Here is a 19,498-nt window from a genome sequence, read left to right as displayed (position 1 = left end):
ATTACTTGGTAAAGGGGGCTCACTTTAGTCGGTGAGCTCCTTTAACTCCTTACAGGAGCTGAACGTGAAAGACTTATTAAACTTTCTAAAAGCACAGCATAAGACCGAAGAATTTGATGCAATCAAAATCGGTCTATCTTCACCAGACACGATCCGTTCGTGGTCTTTTGGTGAAGTTAAAAAGCCAGAAACAATTAACTATCGTACGTTCAAACCTGAACGTGATGGTCTGTTCTGTGCTCGTATTTTTGGTCCAGTTAAAGATTACGAATGTCTTTGTGGCAAATACAAGCGCCTGAAGCACCGTGGTGTTATCTGTGAGAAGTGTGGCGTTGAAGTTACACAGACTAAAGTTCGTCGTGACCGTATGGGCCACATTGAGCTAGCTTCACCAGTTGCTCACATCTGGTTCCTAAAATCACTACCGTCTCGTATCGGTCTACTAATGGATATCCCTCTGCGTGATATCGAACGTGTTCTTTACTTCGAAATGTACGTAGTAACTGAACCGGGTATGACTGATCTAGAAAAATCTCAGATGCTTACTGAAGAAGAGTATCTGGATCGTCTAGAAGAGTGGGGTGACGAATTCACTGCTAAGATGGGTGCTGAAGCGATCAAAGATCTGCTTTCAACAATGGACCTTCATCAAGAAGTGGAAGAAATGCGCGAAGAGTTAGAAACAACTAACTCAGAAACTAAGCGTAAGAAAGTTACTAAGCGTTTGAAGCTAGTTGAAGCATTCATCTCTTCAGGCAACAAGCCTGAGTGGATGATCTTAACTGTACTTCCAGTGCTACCGCCAGATCTACGTCCTCTAGTTCCACTAGATGGCGGTCGTTTCGCGACTTCTGATCTGAACGACCTTTATCGTCGTGTGATCAACCGTAACAACCGTTTGAAGCGTCTTCTAGAGCTAGCTGCTCCGGACATCATCGTACGTAACGAAAAACGTATGCTGCAAGAGTCTGTTGATGCACTTCTAGATAACGGTCGTCGCGGTCGTGCGATCACAGGTTCTAACAAGCGTCCTCTGAAATCTCTTGCTGATATGATCAAGGGTAAACAAGGTCGTTTCCGTCAGAACCTTCTAGGTAAACGTGTAGACTACTCTGGCCGTTCTGTAATCACAGTAGGTCCATACCTTCGTCTACATCAGTGTGGTCTTCCTAAGAAGATGGCACTTGAGCTATTTAAACCATTCATCTACAGCAAGTTAGAAACTCGTGGCATGGCTACGACAATCAAAGCTGCTAAGAAAATGGTAGAGCGCGAAGAAGCGATCGTTTGGGATATCCTAGACGAAGTTATCCGCGAACACCCAGTACTGCTTAACCGTGCACCTACACTTCACCGTCTAGGTATCCAAGCGTTTGAACCAGTACTAATCGAAGGTAAAGCGATTCAGCTTCACCCACTAGTGTGTGCGGCATATAACGCCGACTTCGATGGTGACCAAATGGCTGTACACGTGCCTCTAACTTTAGAAGCACAGCTAGAAGCTCGTACCCTAATGATGTCGACGAATAACATTCTGTCGCCAGCATCAGGTGATCCGATCATCGTTCCTTCTCAGGATGTTGTATTGGGTCTTTACTACATGACACGTGACAAGATCAACGTGAAAGGTGAAGGTATGTACCTTGCTGGCCCTGCTGAGGCTGAAAAGGCATACCGTACTAAGACTGCTGAGCTTCACGCTCGCGTTAAAGTGCGTATCACTGAAACTGTAGTAGATGAAGACGGCAATAGCACTACGAACACTGGTCTAGTTGACACGACTGTAGGTCGTGCAATGCTGTGGCAGATCGTTCCATCAGGTCTACCGTTTAGCATCGTTAACCAAAAGCTAGGTAAGAAGCAAATTTCTAACCTGCTTAACGAGTGTTACCGTAAGCTTGGTCTAAAAGATACAGTAGTATTTGCTGACCAAATCATGTACGCAGGTTTTGCATACGCGGCACTTTCTGGTGTTTCTGTAGGTATCAACGATATGGTTGTACCTCAAGCTAAATACGATGAAATTGAATCTGCTGAAGAAGAAGTTCGTGAAATCCAAGAGCAATTCCAATCTGGTCTTGTTACTGCGGGTGAGCGTTACAACAAAGTTATCGATATCTGGGCGTCTACGAACGACCGTGTTGCGAAAGCAATGATGGATAACCTATCTTCTGAAACAGTTATCAACCGTGATGGCGAAGAAGAACAGCAAGAATCGTTCAACAGCATCTACATGATGGCCGATTCAGGCGCACGTGGTTCTGCAGCTCAGATTCGTCAGCTAGCAGGTATGCGTGGTCTGATGGCGCGTCCAGATGGTTCAATCATCGAAACGCCGATCACAGCGAACTTTAAAGAAGGTCTAAACGTCCTTCAGTACTTTATCTCAACGCACGGTGCTCGTAAGGGTCTTGCGGATACAGCACTGAAAACAGCAAACTCGGGTTACCTAACTCGTCGTCTAGTAGACGTTGCTCAAGACGTTGTAGTACACGAACATGACTGTGGCACGCATGAAGGTATCGACATGATGCCTCACATCGAAGGTGGTGACGTTAAAGTAGCACTTTCTGAGCTTGCTCTAGGTCGTGTAGTAGCTGAAGACGTTCTTAAGCCTGGTACTGAAGATGTACTGATTCCACGTAATACTCTGATTGATGAGAAGTGGTGTCAAATCATGGAAGACAACTCTGTAGATAGCATGAAAGTGCGCTCAGTTGTTACCTGTGATGCAGACTTCGGTTGTTGTGCACAGTGTTACGGTCGTGACCTAGCACGTGGCCACCTAGTGAACCAAGGTGAAGCAGTTGGTGTTATCGCTGCACAATCTATCGGTGAACCGGGTACACAGCTTACAATGCGTACGTTCCACATCGGTGGTGCGGCATCTACTGCAGCAGCAGAGAACAGCATCCAAGCTAAGACAACTGGTACTGTGAAACTTCACAATGCTAAGTTCGTAGTAAACAAAGACAAGAAACTGGTTATCACTTCTCGTGCATCTGAGATGACGATTGTTGATGAATTCGGTCGTACTAAAGAGAAGCACAAACTTCCTTACGGTTCGATGCTAACCAAAGGCGACAACGCAGCAGTAACTGCTGGTGAAGTTGTAGCTAACTGGGAAGCGCATACCATGCCAATCATCACTGAAGTGGCAGGTCGTATCCAATTCGTAGATATGATCGATGGTATTACAGTTTCTCGTCAAACTGACGATCTAACTGGTCTTTCTTCAAGTGAAGTTACAGACGCAGCAGCTCGCCCAGCAGCAGGTAAAGATATGCGTCCAGCTATCAAACTTGTTGATGAGCAAGGTAATGACGTAATGATCCCTGGTACTGATATGCCAGCTCACTACTTCCTACCTGGCAAAGCGATTGTAAACATCGAAGATGGCGCTGAAGTTGGCATTGGTGACACATTATCTCGTATCCCTCAAAAATCGAGCGGAAACAAAGATATCACCGGTGGTCTACCTCGCGTAGCTGACCTATTCGAAGCTCGTAAGCCTAAAGAGCCTGCGATCCTTGCTGAGCACACAGGTACTGTGTCTTTCGGTAAAGAAACGAAAGGTAAGCGTCGTCTAGTAATCACTCGTGAAGGCGGTGACGCTTACGAAGAGATGATTCCTAAGCATCGTCAATTGAACGTGTTCGAAGGTGAGAAGATTGAGCGTGGCGATGTAATCGCTGACGGTCCTGAAACTCCACACGATATCCTGCGTCTACGTGGTATCCACGCTGTGACTCAGTACATCGCGAACGAAGTTCAAGAAGTTTACCGCTTACAAGGCGTAAAGATTAACGATAAGCACATTGAGACTATCGTTCGTCAAATGCTACGTAAGTGTACGATCACTCACTCTGGTGATTCTGAGTTCTTACCTGGTGAACAGGTTGAGTACCACAATGTTAAGATTGCTAACCGTAAGCTAGAAGCTGAAGGTAAAGAACTAGTACGTTTCGAACGTGACCTACTAGGTATTACTAAAGCATCGCTTGCAACTGAGTCATTCATCTCAGCAGCATCTTTCCAAGAAACGACTCGCGTACTAACAGAAGCTGCGGTTTCTGGTAAGCGTGATGACCTTCGTGGTCTGAAAGAGAACGTTATTGTTGGTCGTCTGATTCCAGCTGGTACTGGTTTCGCATACCACCAAGATCGTCAGAAGCAACGTGAAGAGCAAGCGGGTCCGTCAGCTGAGCAAGCTACCGATAACCTAGCAGCACTTCTAAATGCTGGTTTCTCTTCAGAAGAGTAATTCTTCAGAAGTGAATCTTTCTTACGAGTAATCGTTAAGAGATAAAAAGGCACCTTAGGGTGCCTTTTTTGTTTTCGGCGTTTTATATTTTTTTAGTATTTGAGTTTCAAAAGAGAACTAACTGCTAATTAGCAGACAATAAAAAAGCTTGTGAAAATCACAAGCTTTACAATCATGCCCATTAAGCATTAAGCATTAAGCATTAAGCATTAAGCATTAAGCACCTGGCGGTACAGCCAAGCTATCGGCGATTTGTTGGATTAGCTGATCTTCAACTTCGAATCTCGCTTCGATGATTTCTCCTATAAGAGATAAATCACTGTCGAAATCGGCTAGCTCATCTGTAGCGGTAATTGCAGCATACTTATCAGTGAAGTTAAGCAGGGGCTCCGTAGTTAATACAATATGCCCATAGCTTTGGTTAATCTCATCAGTGGCTTCAAAACCTGTAGACTGCCACTTGTTCATTACCATGTCGTAAATTTTAAAGTGACCTTCAGAGATATAGTCGACAAGGTGTTGGCAAAAATTTTGTAGTTCCGCAGGGGAAGGGAGTTCAGAAAGTGTGCTTGCTTTAGCTGAGCTCGGCTGAAGAGCCGCAAGCTTGCAATATTCAACAATGAGAGATTGTCGAGTTTCTAACCAATGATCGATGACTTCATTTGAGCCACCCCACTGTTCTTGTACTTGCTTGAATTTATTTAGCATGACCATGTCCTCATGATCTGACCACAGCCTTGTGATCGTATGAATTGCCGCAACAGGGGTCCGTTTCATTACTCAATTACTAAAAGTAATAGCTTGAATTATTCTATGCCACAACCCTAGTATGAAATTAGATTGCCAGTAAAATGAATGAACTGCAAGCAATGAGGGGGTGAGATGTTAAAAAAAAGTGACATTGATAAGTCTAAGTTAGCGTATTGGTGTGTGGTATCGGGAAGTGATATTTGGGTGGTGAATGATGAACTCCCATTTGGAACGGCACAGAGCTTAGGCTTGTCTCATGAATTGGCTATTTGCATTGGTCAGTACAATGACAAACCAGTGTACTGGGTGAATGACGCAGAATTAAATCAATCACTAGAATTGACTTCATTACGAGAATTATTGCATTGGCCTGAAGCCCAATTTTTATTAGCAAGTAAAGCGATTCAGTACGGACATATGTCTCAAAGTATGCGTTTTTGCCCACAATGTGGAGGACGAAATTTTTTAAATCATAATCAAATCGCAATGCAGTGCGGGGAATGCCGAACATTGCATTACCCGAGGATCTTCCCGTGCATAATCGTAGCGGTTCGTCATGCTAATAAAATTTTATTAGCTCAGCACCCGCGTCATAAGACTGGGATGTATACCGTCATCGCTGGCTTTTTAGAGGTCGGTGAAACAGTAGAGCAGTGTGTCGCGCGTGAGGTGAAAGAAGAGACAGGGATTGATGTCGATAATATCCGTTACTTTGGTAGTCAACCTTGGGCATTCCCTTCGAGCATGATGCTGGGTTTTTTTGCGGATTATGCTGGGGGAGTGGTAAAGCCAGACTACAGTGAGCTTTCTGATGCTCGCTGGTTTGAGGTAAATGAACTTCCTGAAGTTGCTCCTCATGGTACTATTGCTCGACAGCTTATAGATAAAACGGTAGAAGATGCCGCTTCATGATTCTTGCTTAATACGGCTCTATGATTTGCTATTACCGTTCATTCTGTTTCTGTAGTGATACTCGGTTTTGTTGCTGCTGAGATTGACGTGAAAAAGACAAAAAAAACCCTCCACAAGTGGAGGGGGTAAGTAAGATGTCGTTATGAGATGCTGAGTACAAAATACTCAGTTTATTATTGTAATTTTCGCTAGCGAACAAATATTTAACATGCGCCTATATAGGGTGCAAATTAACCATTGATTTAAAAGTTAATAACTTGATCTAGGTTGCAAAGCACACAGCTTTTGCGACCCAATCGGTGTTAGAATGCTTAACTTCAAAAATAGACAAGATTGAATTGGAATTTAACGGAATGACTGAACTAAAGAATGACCGCTATTTACGCGCACTGTTAAAGCAACCTGTTGATTGCACTCCTGTATGGATGATGCGTCAAGCAGGCCGCTATCTTCCTGAATATAAAGCGACTCGTGCTGAAGCAGGCGACTTTATGTCACTGTGTAAAAATGCAGAATTGGCGTCAGAAGTAACACTTCAACCTTTACGCCGCTTCCCTCTAGATGCTGCAATCTTGTTCTCTGATATTTTAACGATCCCTGATGCTATGGGGCTTGGTCTTTACTTTGAAACGGGTGAAGGTCCTAAATTTGAACGCCCTATCACATGTAAAGCTGACGTAGAGAAGATCGGTTTACCGGATCCAGAGGGTGAGCTTCAGTACGTAATGAATGCTGTTCGTCAGATCCGTAAAGACCTGAAAGGCGAAGTGCCATTGATTGGCTTCTCTGGTAGCCCATGGACACTTGCGACTTACATGGTTGAAGGTAGCAGCTCTAAAGCGTTTACTAAGATTAAGAAGATGATGTATGCAGAACCGCAAACTCTGCACCTACTTCTAGACAAGCTAGCAGATACGGTTATTGAATACCTAAACGCGCAAATTAAAGCGGGTGCTCAATCGGTCATGGTATTTGATACATGGGGTGGTGTACTTACTCCGCGTGACTACAACCTGTTCTCTCTTCAGTACATGCATAAAATCGTTGATGGTCTAATTCGTGAAAACGAAGGTCGTCGTGTACCTGTAACTCTGTTTACTAAGAACGGTGGCATGTGGCTTGAGTCTATCGCAGCAACAGGCTGTGATGCAGTGGGTCTAGATTGGACAATCAATATTCAAGACGCGAAAGCTCGAATCGGAGATAAAGTTGCTCTACAAGGCAACATGGACCCATCTATCCTTTATGCTCAGCCTGAGCGTATTCGTGAAGAAGTGGGCACTATCCTAGAAGGTTTTGGTGATGGTGGAACAGGGCATGTATTTAACCTTGGTCATGGTATTCACCTAGATGTGCCACCAGAGAATGCTGGTGTATTCGTTGACGCTGTTCACGAACTATCTAAGCCTTACCACAAGTAATTCTGAGTAAGATTATTGAAAGCGTTGCCAGGAAACCTGCAGCGCTTTTTTATTATCTGTTATCGGCAATATGCCTATTTTATTTTTCGGTGTAGCTCGCTCTCGCTAGGTATTTGGAGCATGGTAGGCTAATTGCTTTGAGACGTGTTCTTGGATGTAAGGAATGACGTCATCCAAAAACCATGGGTTCTTTTTAAGCCAGATATTATTTCGAGGAGAAGGGTGGGGTAGAGGGACATAATTTGGCGCCCACTTTTGCCATTGCTTTACCGTATCAGTCAGCGTGTTTGGTTTCTCATCTAAATAGTGCTTCTGTGCATATTGCCCAATAAGTAATGTCATTTTGATATTTGGTAAACATTCAATTACCCGCTTGTGCCATAAAGGCGCACATTCTTTTCTTGGAGGAAGGTCGCCACTCTTTCCTTTACCTGGATAACAAAGCCCCATAGGAACGATTGCGATTTTATGTGGGTCATAAAAAGTCGCTTTATCTATTTTTAGCCAGGCTCTTAACCTCTCACCACTGGCATCATTCCATGGGATTGATGATTCATGCACTTTCACCCCTGGAGCTTGCCCGATGATAAGCAGAGTAGCGTCCGGGTGAGCTTGAATGACTGGGTTAGCCCCTAGTTGTAACTCTGGCTCACAAACACGGCATGAGCGAATTTCTGAAAGTAGATCGTCAAACATAAGTCTTCATCGTTGAATGAGTTATGGCGCTAATTAAAAGTTAATACCCTTTATCAAAATCGATAAGGTTATTAAGTTGGAAGCCATCTCGCCATAATTGGTAGTTTTTAGCGAAAATATTTACAACCTGGCGTGGTTCGCTGAGTGCCGCGATATGTGGTGTGATTGTAATTTTTGTTATCCCCCAAAAAGGATGATCGGCAGAAAGAGGCTCTTGCTCGAAAACATCTAGGAAAGCATGATCTACCCAGCGATTTTTTAACGCTAATAGCAGAGCTTTATTATCCAGAGAGCTTCCTCTGCCTACGTTAAAGAGCAAGCAATTTCTACAGAATCCCAATGCTTGCTCATTAAGCAGATATTGAGTGTCTGGAGTAGCAGGTAAAGTGTTCACGACGATATCGGCTTGCTCTAAAGCAGCCTTAATCTCATTAATGTGGAAGGTATCTTTAAAGCTTAAGCTCTTAGAAGGGATGCCTGTACGATTAATACCAATAGTATGAATACCTAGTGCAGAAGCCGCATGAGCTAAATGACTACCGATTGTTCCTGTACCTAAGATAACCATCACCTTACTAGTGAGCGAAGTATACAAATGGGGCTGCCATAGGCGCTCTTTTTGTTGCTGGTGGTAAGTTTGGAAATGGCGATAATGATGGATACTATAACCGAGAACATATTCAGCAATCGCAGGACCAAATATCCCTTTAACATTGGTTAATGTGTAATCCTTTCGAAGGTTTGGATCGGTAAGAGCATTAATTCCAGCATAAGTGCTTTGTAGCCAGTCAAGTTGTGAAAAGTCGTCTAAGATAGAGGTAACCAATGGCGGAGAAGCCAAAACTATTTGTGCTTCTTTAGGGGATGAACAGATCTCAAGGTCAGGTAAGGCTTGGTTTTGAATGAGCTGTTTATAAGTATCATCATGTTCTGTCGCTATATAGAGCTTATTCGTGAAATTGTTCATAGACCTACCTTTTTTCCCTAGAGTTTATCAAGTACACTTCCGCTGTCTTTTTCTGCAATTATTGAGTGACTATGCTACAGAATCCACTGCAGGTTCGTCTTGAAAAGTTAGAACCTTGGCAACAAATCACCTTCATGGCGTGCTTATGTGAGCGTATGTACCCTAACTATGCCATGTTTTGTGATAATACAAAATTTGCTGAAGCGCGCATTTATCGTGATGTGTTAGACAGTGTTTGGGAAATCTTGACTGTTAAAACTGCAAAAGTAAATTTTGAACGCCAATTGGAGAAAGTGGAAGAGTTGTTCCCTAGCTCTGATGATTTCGACTTTTATGGTGTCTACCCTGCGATGGACGCTTGCCAAGGTTTATCAACTCTACTTCATGGTTTGTTAGACAGAGAATTCTTGTTTGAATCAATGATTAAATTGAGCCACCAATCAGTGAAAACAGTAGCTGATTTAGAATTTGCTCAAGGCTCTGATGAAATCACAAATGAGAACCAGAAAGAGAATGAAGCGGTTTGTGAAGAGTGGGATGTCCAGTGGGCTATTTTCCGCCCATTACGTGAAACGACAGAGCGTGATATCGAGTTGATTAAAGATTTACGTTTAGAATTACGTGAAGACCCGGTTAGTAATATCGGTGTGACATTATAAGTCAGGCTGTTCCTACTAATAAAAAAGGCTCCGATGGGAGCCTTTTTTATTATCTTATTTTAATGTCTCAGGAGAATCTTTTATTTCAGTAGGTTTCTCTTTAATGACTTCATCTTCGTCATCATCACGGCTCTCAATCACTCCGTGTGTTTCCTTCCATTTCTCCCAGCGTTGGAAAGCAAGCTCTTGCATGTCGGTGTTTTTATCAGCTTCGTCGACGATCTCTTCACCTAGTAGGTGCTCAAAGATATCTTCCAGCGTAATAATTCCTTGAACGGTACCATATTCGTCAACGACAAGAGCAAGTTGCAAGCGGTTAGCCATCATCTGGTCAAATGCTTTAACTAACCCTAGGTTGTTGAGAAGGACATGAATAGGTCTCATCACTTCGCCGAGCTTCTTCTGACCGCAGCCTGCTTGTTGTAAACGAAATAGCTCTAAGCGGTGAACAAAGCCAATGATATTGTCGCTTTGCTCATCAAATACAAGAGGTCGAGAGAATGGTGTATCTTTGTGTTGCTCTAAGAATTCATCAACACTCATCTCTGCATCAACGCGAAATACAACCGGTCTTGGTGTCATGACGTGCGTTACCGCCACATCTTGAATACCAAGTAAGTTACTTAGAATTTTAGATTCACCTTCAGCGAACTCACCACTTTCTTTTGCCAAAATCGCCATAGCAGAAAGTTCATCACGCATTTTTGGCTGTTGATGACCTCTCGCAAGACGTTTGGTGATTTGCTCAGAGAACCAAACAAACGGTGTTAAGAAAAAGACCATCCAGCGTAAAACGGTCGCTGACATTGGAGCTAGTTGTCGCCAGTACGTTGCACCAATGGTTTTAGGTACGATTTCAGATAGAACCAAAATAGCCAAAGTCAGTACGGCTGAGAATACACCTAGCCATTGGCTACCAAATACCACAGCAGCTTGTGCACCTGCTGTTGCTGCACCAATAGTATGTGCGATGGTGTTAAGAGTTAGGATAGATGCAAGTGGACGGTCGATATCAGTTTTAAGCTTACCTAAAGATTCTGCTGCAGGGTGCTCTTTTTGTTTCAGCTGAGCAATGTAGCTCGGGCTAATACTAAGTAGTACTGCTTCTAAAACAGAACAGATAAAAGAAATCCCGATAGCAACGGAAATGTAGATAGTTAGCAGCAGCATGTTTGCCCTTAATTAGATTGTACGCTTTAACAGCGATTCACCATGGATTATAGAGAACAAATTGTTTTTCGGACATCAATTATTTTCGCTTAAAGCCCCTTTAGATAAGGGCTGAGGGGAAGAAATAGGTAACAAATTGTGAGTTATTACTCATATTATGGCTAAAACTGCGGCATTAGAGCCAAAGATCGACGACAAACCTTTGCCAGACAGGGCATTTTTGTTTTAGAGTGAATTGAATTTAAAAATACAGAGAAGGGAAACCTAAATGAACAAGACTCAATTAATCGACTTTATTGCTGAAAAAGCGGACCTTTCTAAAGCTCAAGCTAAAGCAGCTCTAGAAGCGACCCTTGGTGGTGTGACTGATACACTAAAAGATGGCGAGCAAGTTCAGCTAATTGGTTTTGGTACTTTCAAAGTAAACCACCGTGCAGCTCGTACAGGTCGTAATCCAAAAACTGGCGATGAGATTCAAATCGCTGCTGCAAATGTTCCTGCATTTGTTGCTGGTAAAGCACTGAAAGATTCAGTGAAATAATCTAAACTGTACCGAGGTAGTCTATTTCTCACCTCGGTACAGGTTTTATGAATAAAGCATTTCTCTTAGCTTCACTATTATCGACATTTCTTCTTGGGTGCTCTTCATCCAATCCACGTCAAAACCTAGAACAATTTGAAACCTTTACAGGTGGACAAGTTATGGGTGATGCAACCAGCTTCTACTGGATCACTAATAAATTAACTAGCCCTCATACTGCTTCTGATTATGTTGTTGTAGGTGATTACGGTTGGTACAAAAGTGATTACAGTTGGAAAGAAGGTGAGCTCAGGGAACTCGTACGCGAAGGCAAGCAACGAGATACTTCAAACACTTTAGTACCTTATCGAGTCCATATCCGTTTCAATAAAACGGGTGAGGCGGTTTACCAGCAGTATCGTATTGATGGTCGAGTTCTGCCAATCCAACCTGTCCAATTACAGCGTTATCAAAAAGAAGCGCAATCTGTCATTGATAACGCCACGAAGCAAAACGGCGATGGTTTAGAGCTGATGCAAGGTTACTGGGATGGTAAAACATTCGAGACATGTTCAGGTTCTGAATTTGAGAATCTAGAATTTAACCAAACTTTACCGAGTTTTGTGATTGAGCGTTTAGCAAGTGTGGATAGCTATGCTGCTTTTCTGGGACGTAAATATTTAAACAAAGTGTCAGTTGAAGAGTTGCTTATGTTATCGGAAGACAGCCAAGATTGTATTACCCGACCAGAACTGTTGCCGCAGTAGTTTTACCGTAATAACGTTGTCGCCATAGCTTCGGTGGAATAACGTTATTCTAATAACTAAGCCATCAGTTCAACTTATAATATGGCAATAAAAAAGGTGCATCTCAGCACCTTTTATATTTTAGAGAGTATTCTCTTATCTCTATGACTCTTGCTCGCGCGCAATCGCACGGTAACCAATGTCATTGCGGTGGAACATACCATTCCAGCTAACTTGCTTAGTTAAGGCGTAGGCGCGCTCCTGAGCTTCAGAAACCGTATTACCTAATGCTGTCGCACAAAGTACACGACCGCCGTTTGTCACAACATCGCCAGCTTCGTTATTCGCTGTACCTGCGTGGAAGATTTTTTGACCTTCAACTTCGCTTGTAGGAAGAGTAATAACATCACCTTTTGCATAATCAGCAGGGTAACCGCCAGCGGCAAGGACCACGCCGATAGAAGCGCGAGGATCCCATTTAGATTCTGCTTCGTCTAGCTTTTCGTTAACAGCCATTAGACATAACTCAACTAGGTCTGATTCCATGCGCATCATGATAGGTTGCGTTTCAGGATCGCCAAAGCGGCAGTTATATTCGATAACTTTTGGCGTGCCATCAGCATCAATCATTAGACCAGCGTAAAGGAAACCCGTGTAAGGCGCGCCTTCTGCATCCATACCACGTACCGTTGGGTAGATAACTTCTTCAAGGATGCGGTTGTGGATTTCTGGAGTAACGACAGGAGCAGGAGAGTAAGCACCCATGCCGCCAGTGTTAGGACCTGTGTCTTTGTCGCCAACACGTTTGTGATCTTGGCTGGTGGCCATAGGCAGTACGCTTGCGCCATCAACCATCACGATGAAACTTGCTTCTTCGCCTTCAAGGAACTCTTCAATGACTACGCGGCTACCTGCTTCACCAAATGCATTGCCCGCTAGCATGTCTTTGATTGCGTCTTCAGCTTCTTCAAGAGTCATCGCAACGATAACGCCTTTACCTGCCGCAAGACCGTCAGCTTTCACTACAATTGGAGCACCTTGCTCGCGTACGTAAGCAAGTGCTGGCTCAATCTCAGTGAAGTTTGCGTAGTAACCTGTTGGAATGTCATGGCGAGCTAAGAAGTCTTTAGTAAATGCTTTAGAACCTTCAAGCTGCGCTGCTGCTTGCGTTGGACCAAAGATAGGAAGACTCACTTCGCGGAAGGCATCAACCACACCTATAACTAGTGGTGCTTCAGGGCCAACGATAGTCAGTTCGATTTTTTTCTCTTGAGCAAACGCGACTAAACCTGCGATGTCTTCAACGCCGATGTTTACGTTCTCAAGCTTAGGCTCAAGCGCTGTGCCTGCATTACCTGGAGCAATGAATACTGTTTCAACGTTTGGATTTTGAGCTGCTTTCCAACCCAAAGCATGTTCTCTACCGCCAGCACCGATGATTAATACGTTCATGTTTCAATCCTTAAGTCTTTAATTCTTAAAAGTCCCTCAAATTTGAGAGGCTCGATAGCAACTAATCGTTTAGATAAACCAATATTAGTGGCGGAAGTGACGCATGCCTGTGAAGATCATCGCCATGCCGTGTTCGTCTGCTGCAGCGATAACTTCGTCATCACGCATAGAACCGCCCGGTTGGATTACACATTTGATACCCGCTTCTGCTGCCGCGTCGATACCGTCACGGAATGGGAAGAACGCATCAGATGCCATTACACAACCTTCAACCTGTAGACCTTCGTCTGCAGCCTTGATGCCTGCGATTTTAGCTGAGTAAACGCGGCTCATCTGACCAGCGCCTACACCGATAGTCATGTCGCCTTTCGAGTAAACGATAGCGTTAGATTTAACGTACTTAGCAACTTTCCAGCAGAATAGAGCATCTTTCAATTCTTCAGCTGTTGGTTGACGCTTAGAAACCACTTTCAGGTCATCTTCAGACACCATGCCTTGGTCACGATCTTGAACTAGCAAACCACCGTTAACGCGTTTCACGTCAAAACCAGTTGTCTTAGTTGTCCACTCACCACACTCAAGCAGGCGAAGATTTTTCTTAGCCGCTACGATTGCTACTGCTTCAGCAGAAACAGATGGTGCAATGATAACTTCAACGAATTGACGCTCAGTGATAGCCGTTGCTGTTGCTGCGTCTAGTTCACGGTTGAAAGCAATGATGCCGCCAAATGCAGACGTTGGATCTGTTTTGAATGCACGGTCGTAAGCTTCTAGGATGTCTTCACCTAGTGCAACACCACATGGGTTAGCGTGCTTAACGATGACACATGCTGGCTCGCTGAACTCTTTTACACACTCAAGTGCTGCGTCAGTGTCAGCAATGTTGTTGTAAGAAAGTGCTTTACCTTGAATTTGGCGAGCAGTCGATACTGATGCCTCTTCAGGATTCGCTTCAACGTAGAATGCGGCTGCTTGGTGGCTGTTCTCACCGTAGCGCATGTCTTGTTTCTTCTCGAACTGTTGGTTGAATGTACGAGGGAACTTAGACTCTTCATCACCTTCTTTGTTCTCACCGTAAGATGGAACCATAGTGCCGAAGTAGTTTGCTATCATGCCGTCGTAAGAAGCTGTGTGCTCGAATGCTGCGATAGCGAGGTCGAAGCGAGTCTCTAGCGTTAGAGACTTCTCGTTCGCGTCCATTTCAGCAACAACGCGCTCGTAGTCGTGTGCGTTAACCACGATAGTTACGTCTTTGTGGTTTTTCGCTGCAGAGCGAACCATTGTTGGACCACCGATGTCGATGTTCTCAACAGCGTCAGCAAGGGTACAACCTTCTTTAGCAACGGTTTCTGCGAATGGGTATAGGTTTACAACAACCATATCGATAGGGTTGATACCGTGAGTTTCCATCACGTCATCATCTTGACCACGACGGCCTAGAACACCACCATGAACTTTTGGGTGCAGAGTCTTAACACGGCCATCCATCATTTCTGGGAAACCAGTGTAATCAGATACTTCTGTAACAGAGATGCCTTTTTCAGCAAGCAGGCGAGCAGTGCCACCAGTAGATAAGATATCTACACCACGGTTAGCAAGAGCTTGTGCAAATTCAACGATACCAGTTTTGTCTGATACGCTGATTAGAGCGCGGCGAATTGGACGAGCGTTATTCATGCTTCCATTTCCTCAAATTCATGGGGTTAAAATAAAGATATTTGCCAAAAAAGAACTTGTTTCTACCTTCCCACCTTAGGTTATTCTAGATACTGGTAAGAGATAAAATATTGGTCAGTTTTGGTAAAGACCTTTGGGGCGTTCTTATAATCAACATATAAGATAACCAACTCCAAATTTGATGGCGCAGATTCTAACTAATTTATTACAAAAAAGCTCGCGCAATCGTTTGGCATCTCAAAATTAATTAGGAAAAATGCCATTTCAGCTTCAAAAGTAACGAGATGGTTAATAGAAGAAGATAACCAAAGAGTCGAAATTATGTTTCAGATTGGTGAATTAGCAAAAAGATGTGGTGTTACTGCCGATACATTGCGCTTTTATGAAAAAAATAAACTTATTGCACCTGCGGGTAGGAGTGACTCAGGCTATCGTATTTACAGTGAAGAAAACCAAAAACAAGTCAGTTTCATTCTTAAAGCAAAAGAACTGGGTTTAAGCTTGGATGAAATCAGAGAGTTGCTGGAAATAAAGCTGGAAGCAACTGAGCATAGTTGCGCTGAAGTAAAAGCGATTACGACTGCCAAATTAGTTGTTATAGATGAAAAAATCAAAGAACTGGGAAGAATTAGAACGGCATTGAAGAAAATTAATGATGCTTGCTGTGGGCACGTGGATGATGATGCTAGTCATTGCTCGATATTAGGAGCATTTGCAAGTGAGGAGCATGAAGATTCGTGTTGTCAGCACGACAACATATAACAGGTCTAAGAAGCTTGAAGGATGTTGGCATTTAAAGGTGAGTCTATTTTGATAGTAGGTAAGTTATCATAATAAATAGTGACCTGATTACGACCTGTTTGCTTTGAGTAGTACATGGCTTTATCTGCTTGAACTAATAGCTCACGAACAGATGTGACCGTTGGATTTAATTCAGCTAGCCCAATACTCACTGTAGGGTAGATGGTATGCCCATCTACAGTGCATGGTGTAGACTCTATACTCGTTCTGATTGCTTCTGCGGTACTGTAAGCTTCAATTGCACTGGTATTCGGCAGCACTATTCCAAACTCTTCTCCCCCTAGACGGCCAATGTAGTCGTTCGAGCGGATAGACTGTTGGCAAATGTGCGCAACTTGAGTGATTACCTCATCTCCAGACAAATGACCCACACGGTCGTTAATTTCTTTGAAATGGTCAATATCAATCATTAAGCAGGCTACGTTTTGCTTTTGTGATTGTTTCATTTCATTTTCGAGACCGAGTAAGAACGCTCTTCTATTCAAAATACCCGTTAGCTCATCAGTTTCAGATAACCTCTTGAGCTCGGCTTCGTGCAGGTAAGCTTCTGTTATGTCTTTTTCTTGCCAGAGTATATAAGGGGCGTTATTCGTACGTGTCAGTGGTTTTAGAGTAGATTCAAACCATCTTTCTTCGGTGTTGCTTAACGATTCCAATTCTTCAATAGAAAGCTGTAGTTGCTGACAAGGTGAAATGGAATAACGAAATTGTTTGAGCTCTCCGGATGCTAAAGCGTGTAATGCATGCTGCATTAATTGCTCCGCAAGAGATGGTGGGAGAAGCGTATTGATTGTCGGATTGTCAGAAAGCGCCGTAGAAAGGGGAATATGCCCAAAGCTTTCAATGATTAATCCATTCTTATCGATCAGCAGATGACGATCAGGAAGCTCGCTTAGCAAGGTGCTGAGCCATTCTTCCCTTTGCATATCAACCATGTAGCATCCCGAATATAAGAATAATCGACCATTATATCGGTCACTCGGGGGTTATCAATCCTAACGGATCACAAATTGGCTAATATTTGTTCGTTTAATTTGTTTTACGTATAAAAAAACCGAATCCACAAAGTGAACTCGGTTTAAATCGAAAATTACGAAAGAACGATTAGTTCATGCCGTATTTTTTAAGCTTCTTGCGAAGAGTTCCGCGGTTAATACCCATCATAGTTGCTGCGCGAGTTTGGTTTCCGCGAGTGTACTGCATGATAGTGTCTAGTAGTGGCTGTTCCACTTCAGCTAATACTAGCTCGTATAACTCGCTGACTTCTTGACCGTTTAATTGAGCAAGGTAATTTTTCAATGATGCTTTAACTGAGTCACGTAGAGGCTTCTGCGTGATTTGGTCTTGTGATGTAACTGTCGTTACTGTCAATGCTTCTGAAGTCAGATTTTGTTCGAACATATTCGGTCTAGCTCTTCTCGTAATTATAGTGCAACGTGATCAAAATAACCTTCTAGCGCCTCAAGTTGCAGCTCAGCTGCCTCGAGAGCGTTGAAGGTACGGCGAAACTCACTCGCTTGTTCATGTTCTTTTAAATACCAACCCACATGCTTACGAGCAATGCGAGGGCCTAAAAACTCTCCATAAAATTCATGTAGAGCGTGAACATGACCAAGCATGATACTTTTCACTTCCTCAGTTGGAAGCTCTGGCATCGTGGTACCGTTTTCCAAATAGTGTAGGATTTCGTTAAAAATCCATGGGCGACCTTGGGCAGGGCGACCAATCATTAAAGCGTCCGCACCGGTGTACTCCAGTACAAACTTAGCTTTCTCTGGGCTATCGATATCACCATTAGCAATAACCGGTATCGAGACAGCTTGTTTTGCCGCTTTAATGTGTTTGTATTCTGCCTCTCCTTTGTACATACATGCGCGAGTTCTCCCATGGAGAGCAAGAGCTTGTATGCCGCAGTCTTCGGCTATTTTTGCTATGTGGACACAATTTCTGTTACTTGTGTCCCAACCCGTACGAGTTTTCAATGTTACTGGAACATCGACTGCATTCACGACCGCTTTCAAGATATCTTCAATGAGATCTGGATATTGGAGCAAAGCAGAGCCCGCGAGCTTTTTGTTTACTTTTTTAGCTGGGCAACCCATGTTGATATCGATGATTTGCGCACCGTTACCTACATTGAATTGCGCAGCTTCAGCCATCAGCTGTGGATCTGCACCAGCAATTTGTACAGAACGAATGCCCGATTCGCCTTCATGTACCATTCGCTGCTGAGACTTCGACGTTTTCCAAACTTTAGGATTGGAGGACATCATTTCACTGACTGCCATCCCCGCACCGTAGCGAAGACACAACTCTCGGAATGGTCTATCCGTCACGCCAGCCATAGGAGCAACGATTAGATTGTTCTTTAGTTGATAGTTTCCAATTTTCAAAACGTCATCACAGTTCTGTACTAGCAAGGGCGCGCATTTTACGCATTTTTTTGCTGCGTGAAAAGACTAATATTTGAGCATTTACAATTTGTTTTTGTAATTTGCATAAAATTCAATCAATTAGGCTGCAAAGTCTTGTCTAGCCTTGCTTGCGACCAGAGATTCGGCACCACTCAGTTTGAGAAGCTATCGGATCAATGTGAAGCTCGTCACGATAATAGTTCGCAACATCTTCCGCTTGTGTATCTAAAACACCCGACATTGCCAGTTGTCCGTTTGGTTTAACGAGACCTTTGATGATGCCTGATAGTTCACGAAGAGGTGCAGCTAAAATGTTTGCTACGACCACGTCTGCGATTAAGCCTTCAGGTTGATCTTGAGGCATATACACTTCAAGTTGATCGACAACACCATTACGCTCGGCATTATCTTTAGAAGCGACTAAAGCTTGAGGATCAATGTCGATCCCAACTACTTTTTCTGCGCCCAGTTTGATCGCAGCGATCGCTAAAATGCCAGAGCCGCAACCAAAGTCGATAACGGTCTTACCTGTTAAGTCGATGCTTTCTAACCATTCAAGGCAAAGTGCGGTAGTAGCATGTGTACCAGTACCAAATGCAAGACCAGGGTCTAGTAGAACATTGACAGCTGTTGGATCTGGAACGTCACGCCAGCTTGGGCAAATCCATAGTCGTTCGCCAAACTGCATTGGGTGGAAGTTATCCATCCACTCTCGTTCCCAATCTTTATCTTCTAGCTGTTCAACTTTGTAAGCGAAATCAGCAGGGAACATACCACTGGCTTTTATCTGCTGGATAACAAGCCCTGTATCAACCTCTGCATCATATAAAGCGAGAATGTCACAGTCACCCCAAAGTCGAGTTTCACCCGGCAGAGGTTCAAATACAGGATTATCTTTAGCATCAAGGAAAGTTACAGAAAGAGCGCCAGTCTCTTCCATTAACATATCGCCAATTGTTTCGGCATTTTCATTGGTTGCATTGAGCTTGATTTGAATCCAAGGCATGGCTGCATCTTCTATGTGATAAAATTTGGATGGCGAGTCTAGC

Annotated in this window: 17 protein-coding genes; 7 read left to right on the top strand and 10 right to left on the bottom strand. The window is 43.5% G+C overall.

The features are described 5' to 3' along the window. The first annotated feature begins 64 nt into the window (after window positions 1-64). Entirely contained in the window at window positions 65-4,264 is a 4,200-nt protein-coding gene (gene rpoC / locus OCU78_RS13545; protein WP_137375022.1) for a DNA-directed RNA polymerase subunit beta', read from the top strand. 216 nt (window positions 4,265-4,480) lie between these two features. Here rpoC and rsd read toward each other — a convergent pair whose 3' ends face one another. Next, on the bottom strand, window positions 4,481-4,978 hold the full coding sequence (gene rsd, locus OCU78_RS13540; protein ID WP_137375219.1) for a sigma D regulator: 498 nt from the start codon (window positions 4,976-4,978) through the stop codon (window positions 4,481-4,483). 168 nt (window positions 4,979-5,146) lie between these two features. Between rsd and nudC the strand changes: the two genes are divergently transcribed. Further along, on the top strand, window positions 5,147-5,926 hold the full coding sequence (gene nudC / locus OCU78_RS13535) for an NAD(+) diphosphatase (protein WP_137375023.1): 780 nt from the start codon (window positions 5,147-5,149) through the stop codon (window positions 5,924-5,926). A gap of 353 nt (window positions 5,927-6,279) precedes the next feature. Beyond that, window positions 6,280-7,347 (top strand): uroporphyrinogen decarboxylase, encoded by a 1,068-nt coding sequence (gene hemE, locus OCU78_RS13530; protein WP_137375024.1) that lies wholly within the window; start codon window positions 6,280-6,282, stop codon window positions 7,345-7,347. Between the two features lie 105 nt (window positions 7,348-7,452). On the opposite strand, the gene OCU78_RS13525 is transcribed toward hemE, so the two are convergent. Both OCU78_RS13525 and OCU78_RS13520 read right to left on the bottom strand, forming a co-directional pair. Further along, window positions 7,453-8,043 carry a uracil-DNA glycosylase family protein gene (locus tag OCU78_RS13525; RefSeq protein WP_137375025.1) on the bottom strand — a complete coding sequence of 197 codons (591 nt, stop codon included), beginning with the start codon at window positions 8,041-8,043 and terminating at the stop codon, window positions 7,453-7,455. Between the two features lie 40 nt (window positions 8,044-8,083). Beyond that, window positions 8,084-9,010 carry a D-2-hydroxyacid dehydrogenase gene (locus OCU78_RS13520; protein ID WP_137375026.1) on the bottom strand — a complete coding sequence of 309 codons (927 nt, stop codon included), beginning with the start codon at window positions 9,008-9,010 and terminating at the stop codon, window positions 8,084-8,086. 71 nt (window positions 9,011-9,081) lie between these two features. Here OCU78_RS13520 and OCU78_RS13515 point away from each other — a divergent pair, with 71 nt between their 5' ends. Further along, window positions 9,082-9,669 (top strand): YjaG family protein, encoded by a 588-nt coding sequence (locus OCU78_RS13515; protein WP_137375027.1) that lies wholly within the window; start codon window positions 9,082-9,084, stop codon window positions 9,667-9,669. A gap of 54 nt (window positions 9,670-9,723) precedes the next feature. On the opposite strand, the gene OCU78_RS13510 is transcribed toward OCU78_RS13515, so the two are convergent. Beyond that, window positions 9,724-10,839 carry a CNNM domain-containing protein gene (locus OCU78_RS13510; RefSeq protein WP_137375028.1) on the bottom strand — a complete coding sequence of 372 codons (1,116 nt, stop codon included), beginning with the start codon at window positions 10,837-10,839 and terminating at the stop codon, window positions 9,724-9,726. A gap of 268 nt (window positions 10,840-11,107) precedes the next feature. Between OCU78_RS13510 and hupA the strand changes: the two genes are divergently transcribed. Both hupA and OCU78_RS13500 read left to right on the top strand, forming a co-directional pair. After that, the gene (hupA, locus tag OCU78_RS13505; protein ID WP_137375029.1) at window positions 11,108-11,380 is read left to right on the top strand and encodes a nucleoid-associated protein HU-alpha; all 273 of its coding nucleotides are present in this window, start codon (window positions 11,108-11,110) and stop codon (window positions 11,378-11,380) included. Window positions 11,381-11,427: 47 nt separating this feature from the next. Beyond that, window positions 11,428-12,126 (top strand): DUF1481 domain-containing protein, encoded by a 699-nt coding sequence (locus tag OCU78_RS13500; protein WP_137375030.1) that lies wholly within the window; start codon window positions 11,428-11,430, stop codon window positions 12,124-12,126. A gap of 141 nt (window positions 12,127-12,267) precedes the next feature. Here the strand turns inward: OCU78_RS13500 and purD are convergent, their stop codons facing one another. After that, window positions 12,268-13,557 (bottom strand): phosphoribosylamine--glycine ligase, encoded by a 1,290-nt coding sequence (purD, locus tag OCU78_RS13495; protein WP_137375031.1) that lies wholly within the window; start codon window positions 13,555-13,557, stop codon window positions 12,268-12,270. Between the two features lie 84 nt (window positions 13,558-13,641). Next, window positions 13,642-15,234: a bifunctional phosphoribosylaminoimidazolecarboxamide formyltransferase/IMP cyclohydrolase gene (purH, locus tag OCU78_RS13490; RefSeq protein WP_137375032.1), complete on the bottom strand. Its 1,593-nt coding sequence runs from the start codon at window positions 15,232-15,234 to the stop codon at window positions 13,642-13,644. Window positions 15,235-15,555: 321 nt separating this feature from the next. Between purH and zntR the strand changes: the two genes are divergently transcribed. Beyond that, the gene (zntR, locus tag OCU78_RS13485) at window positions 15,556-15,996 is read left to right on the top strand and encodes a Zn(2+)-responsive transcriptional regulator (RefSeq protein WP_137375033.1); all 441 of its coding nucleotides are present in this window, start codon (window positions 15,556-15,558) and stop codon (window positions 15,994-15,996) included. Between the two features lie 5 nt (window positions 15,997-16,001). On the opposite strand, the gene OCU78_RS13480 is transcribed toward zntR, so the two are convergent. The 4 genes from OCU78_RS13480 to prmA form a co-directional block, all read right to left on the bottom strand. Next, entirely contained in the window at window positions 16,002-16,970 is a 969-nt protein-coding gene (locus OCU78_RS13480; RefSeq protein WP_137375034.1) for a GGDEF domain-containing protein, read from the bottom strand. 169 nt (window positions 16,971-17,139) lie between these two features. Then, window positions 17,140-17,436 carry a DNA-binding transcriptional regulator Fis gene (fis, locus tag OCU78_RS13475; protein ID WP_004729744.1) on the bottom strand — a complete coding sequence of 99 codons (297 nt, stop codon included), beginning with the start codon at window positions 17,434-17,436 and terminating at the stop codon, window positions 17,140-17,142. Between the two features lie 23 nt (window positions 17,437-17,459). Beyond that, on the bottom strand, window positions 17,460-18,428 hold the full coding sequence (gene dusB, locus OCU78_RS13470) for a tRNA dihydrouridine synthase DusB (RefSeq protein WP_167494072.1): 969 nt from the start codon (window positions 18,426-18,428) through the stop codon (window positions 17,460-17,462). Window positions 18,429-18,567: 139 nt separating this feature from the next. Continuing rightward, window positions 18,568-19,455 carry a 50S ribosomal protein L11 methyltransferase gene (prmA, locus tag OCU78_RS13465; protein ID WP_137375036.1) on the bottom strand — a complete coding sequence of 296 codons (888 nt, stop codon included), beginning with the start codon at window positions 19,453-19,455 and terminating at the stop codon, window positions 18,568-18,570. Window positions 19,456-19,498 lie beyond the last annotated feature (43 nt).

It is taken from the genome of Vibrio gallaecicus, from assembly GCF_024347495.1.
GTDB lineage: Bacteria > Pseudomonadota > Gammaproteobacteria > Enterobacterales > Vibrionaceae > Vibrio > Vibrio gallaecicus.
Note: the sequence above shows the minus strand (reverse complement) of the source record. Positions and strands in the feature narration are given on the sequence as shown.

Coding starts and splice junctions, on each gene's coding strand:
- rsd (WP_137375219.1), bottom strand. CDS start 4,978: ATGGTCATGCTAAATAAATTCAAGCAAGTACAAGAACAGTGGGGTGGC.
- nudC (WP_137375023.1), top strand. CDS start 5,147: ATGTTAAAAAAAAGTGACATTGATAAGTCTAAGTTAGCGTATTGGTGT.
- hemE (WP_137375024.1), top strand. CDS start 6,280: ATGACTGAACTAAAGAATGACCGCTATTTACGCGCACTGTTAAAGCAA.
- OCU78_RS13525 (WP_137375025.1), bottom strand. CDS start 8,043: ATGTTTGACGATCTACTTTCAGAAATTCGCTCATGCCGTGTTTGTGAG.
- OCU78_RS13520 (WP_137375026.1), bottom strand. CDS start 9,010: ATGAACAATTTCACGAATAAGCTCTATATAGCGACAGAACATGATGAT.
- OCU78_RS13515 (WP_137375027.1), top strand. CDS start 9,082: ATGCTACAGAATCCACTGCAGGTTCGTCTTGAAAAGTTAGAACCTTGG.
- OCU78_RS13510 (WP_137375028.1), bottom strand. CDS start 10,839: ATGCTGCTGCTAACTATCTACATTTCCGTTGCTATCGGGATTTCTTTT.
- hupA (WP_137375029.1), top strand. CDS start 11,108: ATGAACAAGACTCAATTAATCGACTTTATTGCTGAAAAAGCGGACCTT.
- OCU78_RS13500 (WP_137375030.1), top strand. CDS start 11,428: ATGAATAAAGCATTTCTCTTAGCTTCACTATTATCGACATTTCTTCTT.
- purD (WP_137375031.1), bottom strand. CDS start 13,557: ATGAACGTATTAATCATCGGTGCTGGCGGTAGAGAACATGCTTTGGGT.
- purH (WP_137375032.1), bottom strand. CDS start 15,234: ATGAATAACGCTCGTCCAATTCGCCGCGCTCTAATCAGCGTATCAGAC.
- zntR (WP_137375033.1), top strand. CDS start 15,556: ATGTTTCAGATTGGTGAATTAGCAAAAAGATGTGGTGTTACTGCCGAT.
- OCU78_RS13480 (WP_137375034.1), bottom strand. CDS start 16,970: ATGGTTGATATGCAAAGGGAAGAATGGCTCAGCACCTTGCTAAGCGAG.
- fis (WP_004729744.1), bottom strand. CDS start 17,436: ATGTTCGAACAAAATCTGACTTCAGAAGCATTGACAGTAACGACAGTT.
- prmA (WP_137375036.1), bottom strand. CDS start 19,455: ATGCCTTGGATTCAAATCAAGCTCAATGCAACCAATGAAAATGCCGAA.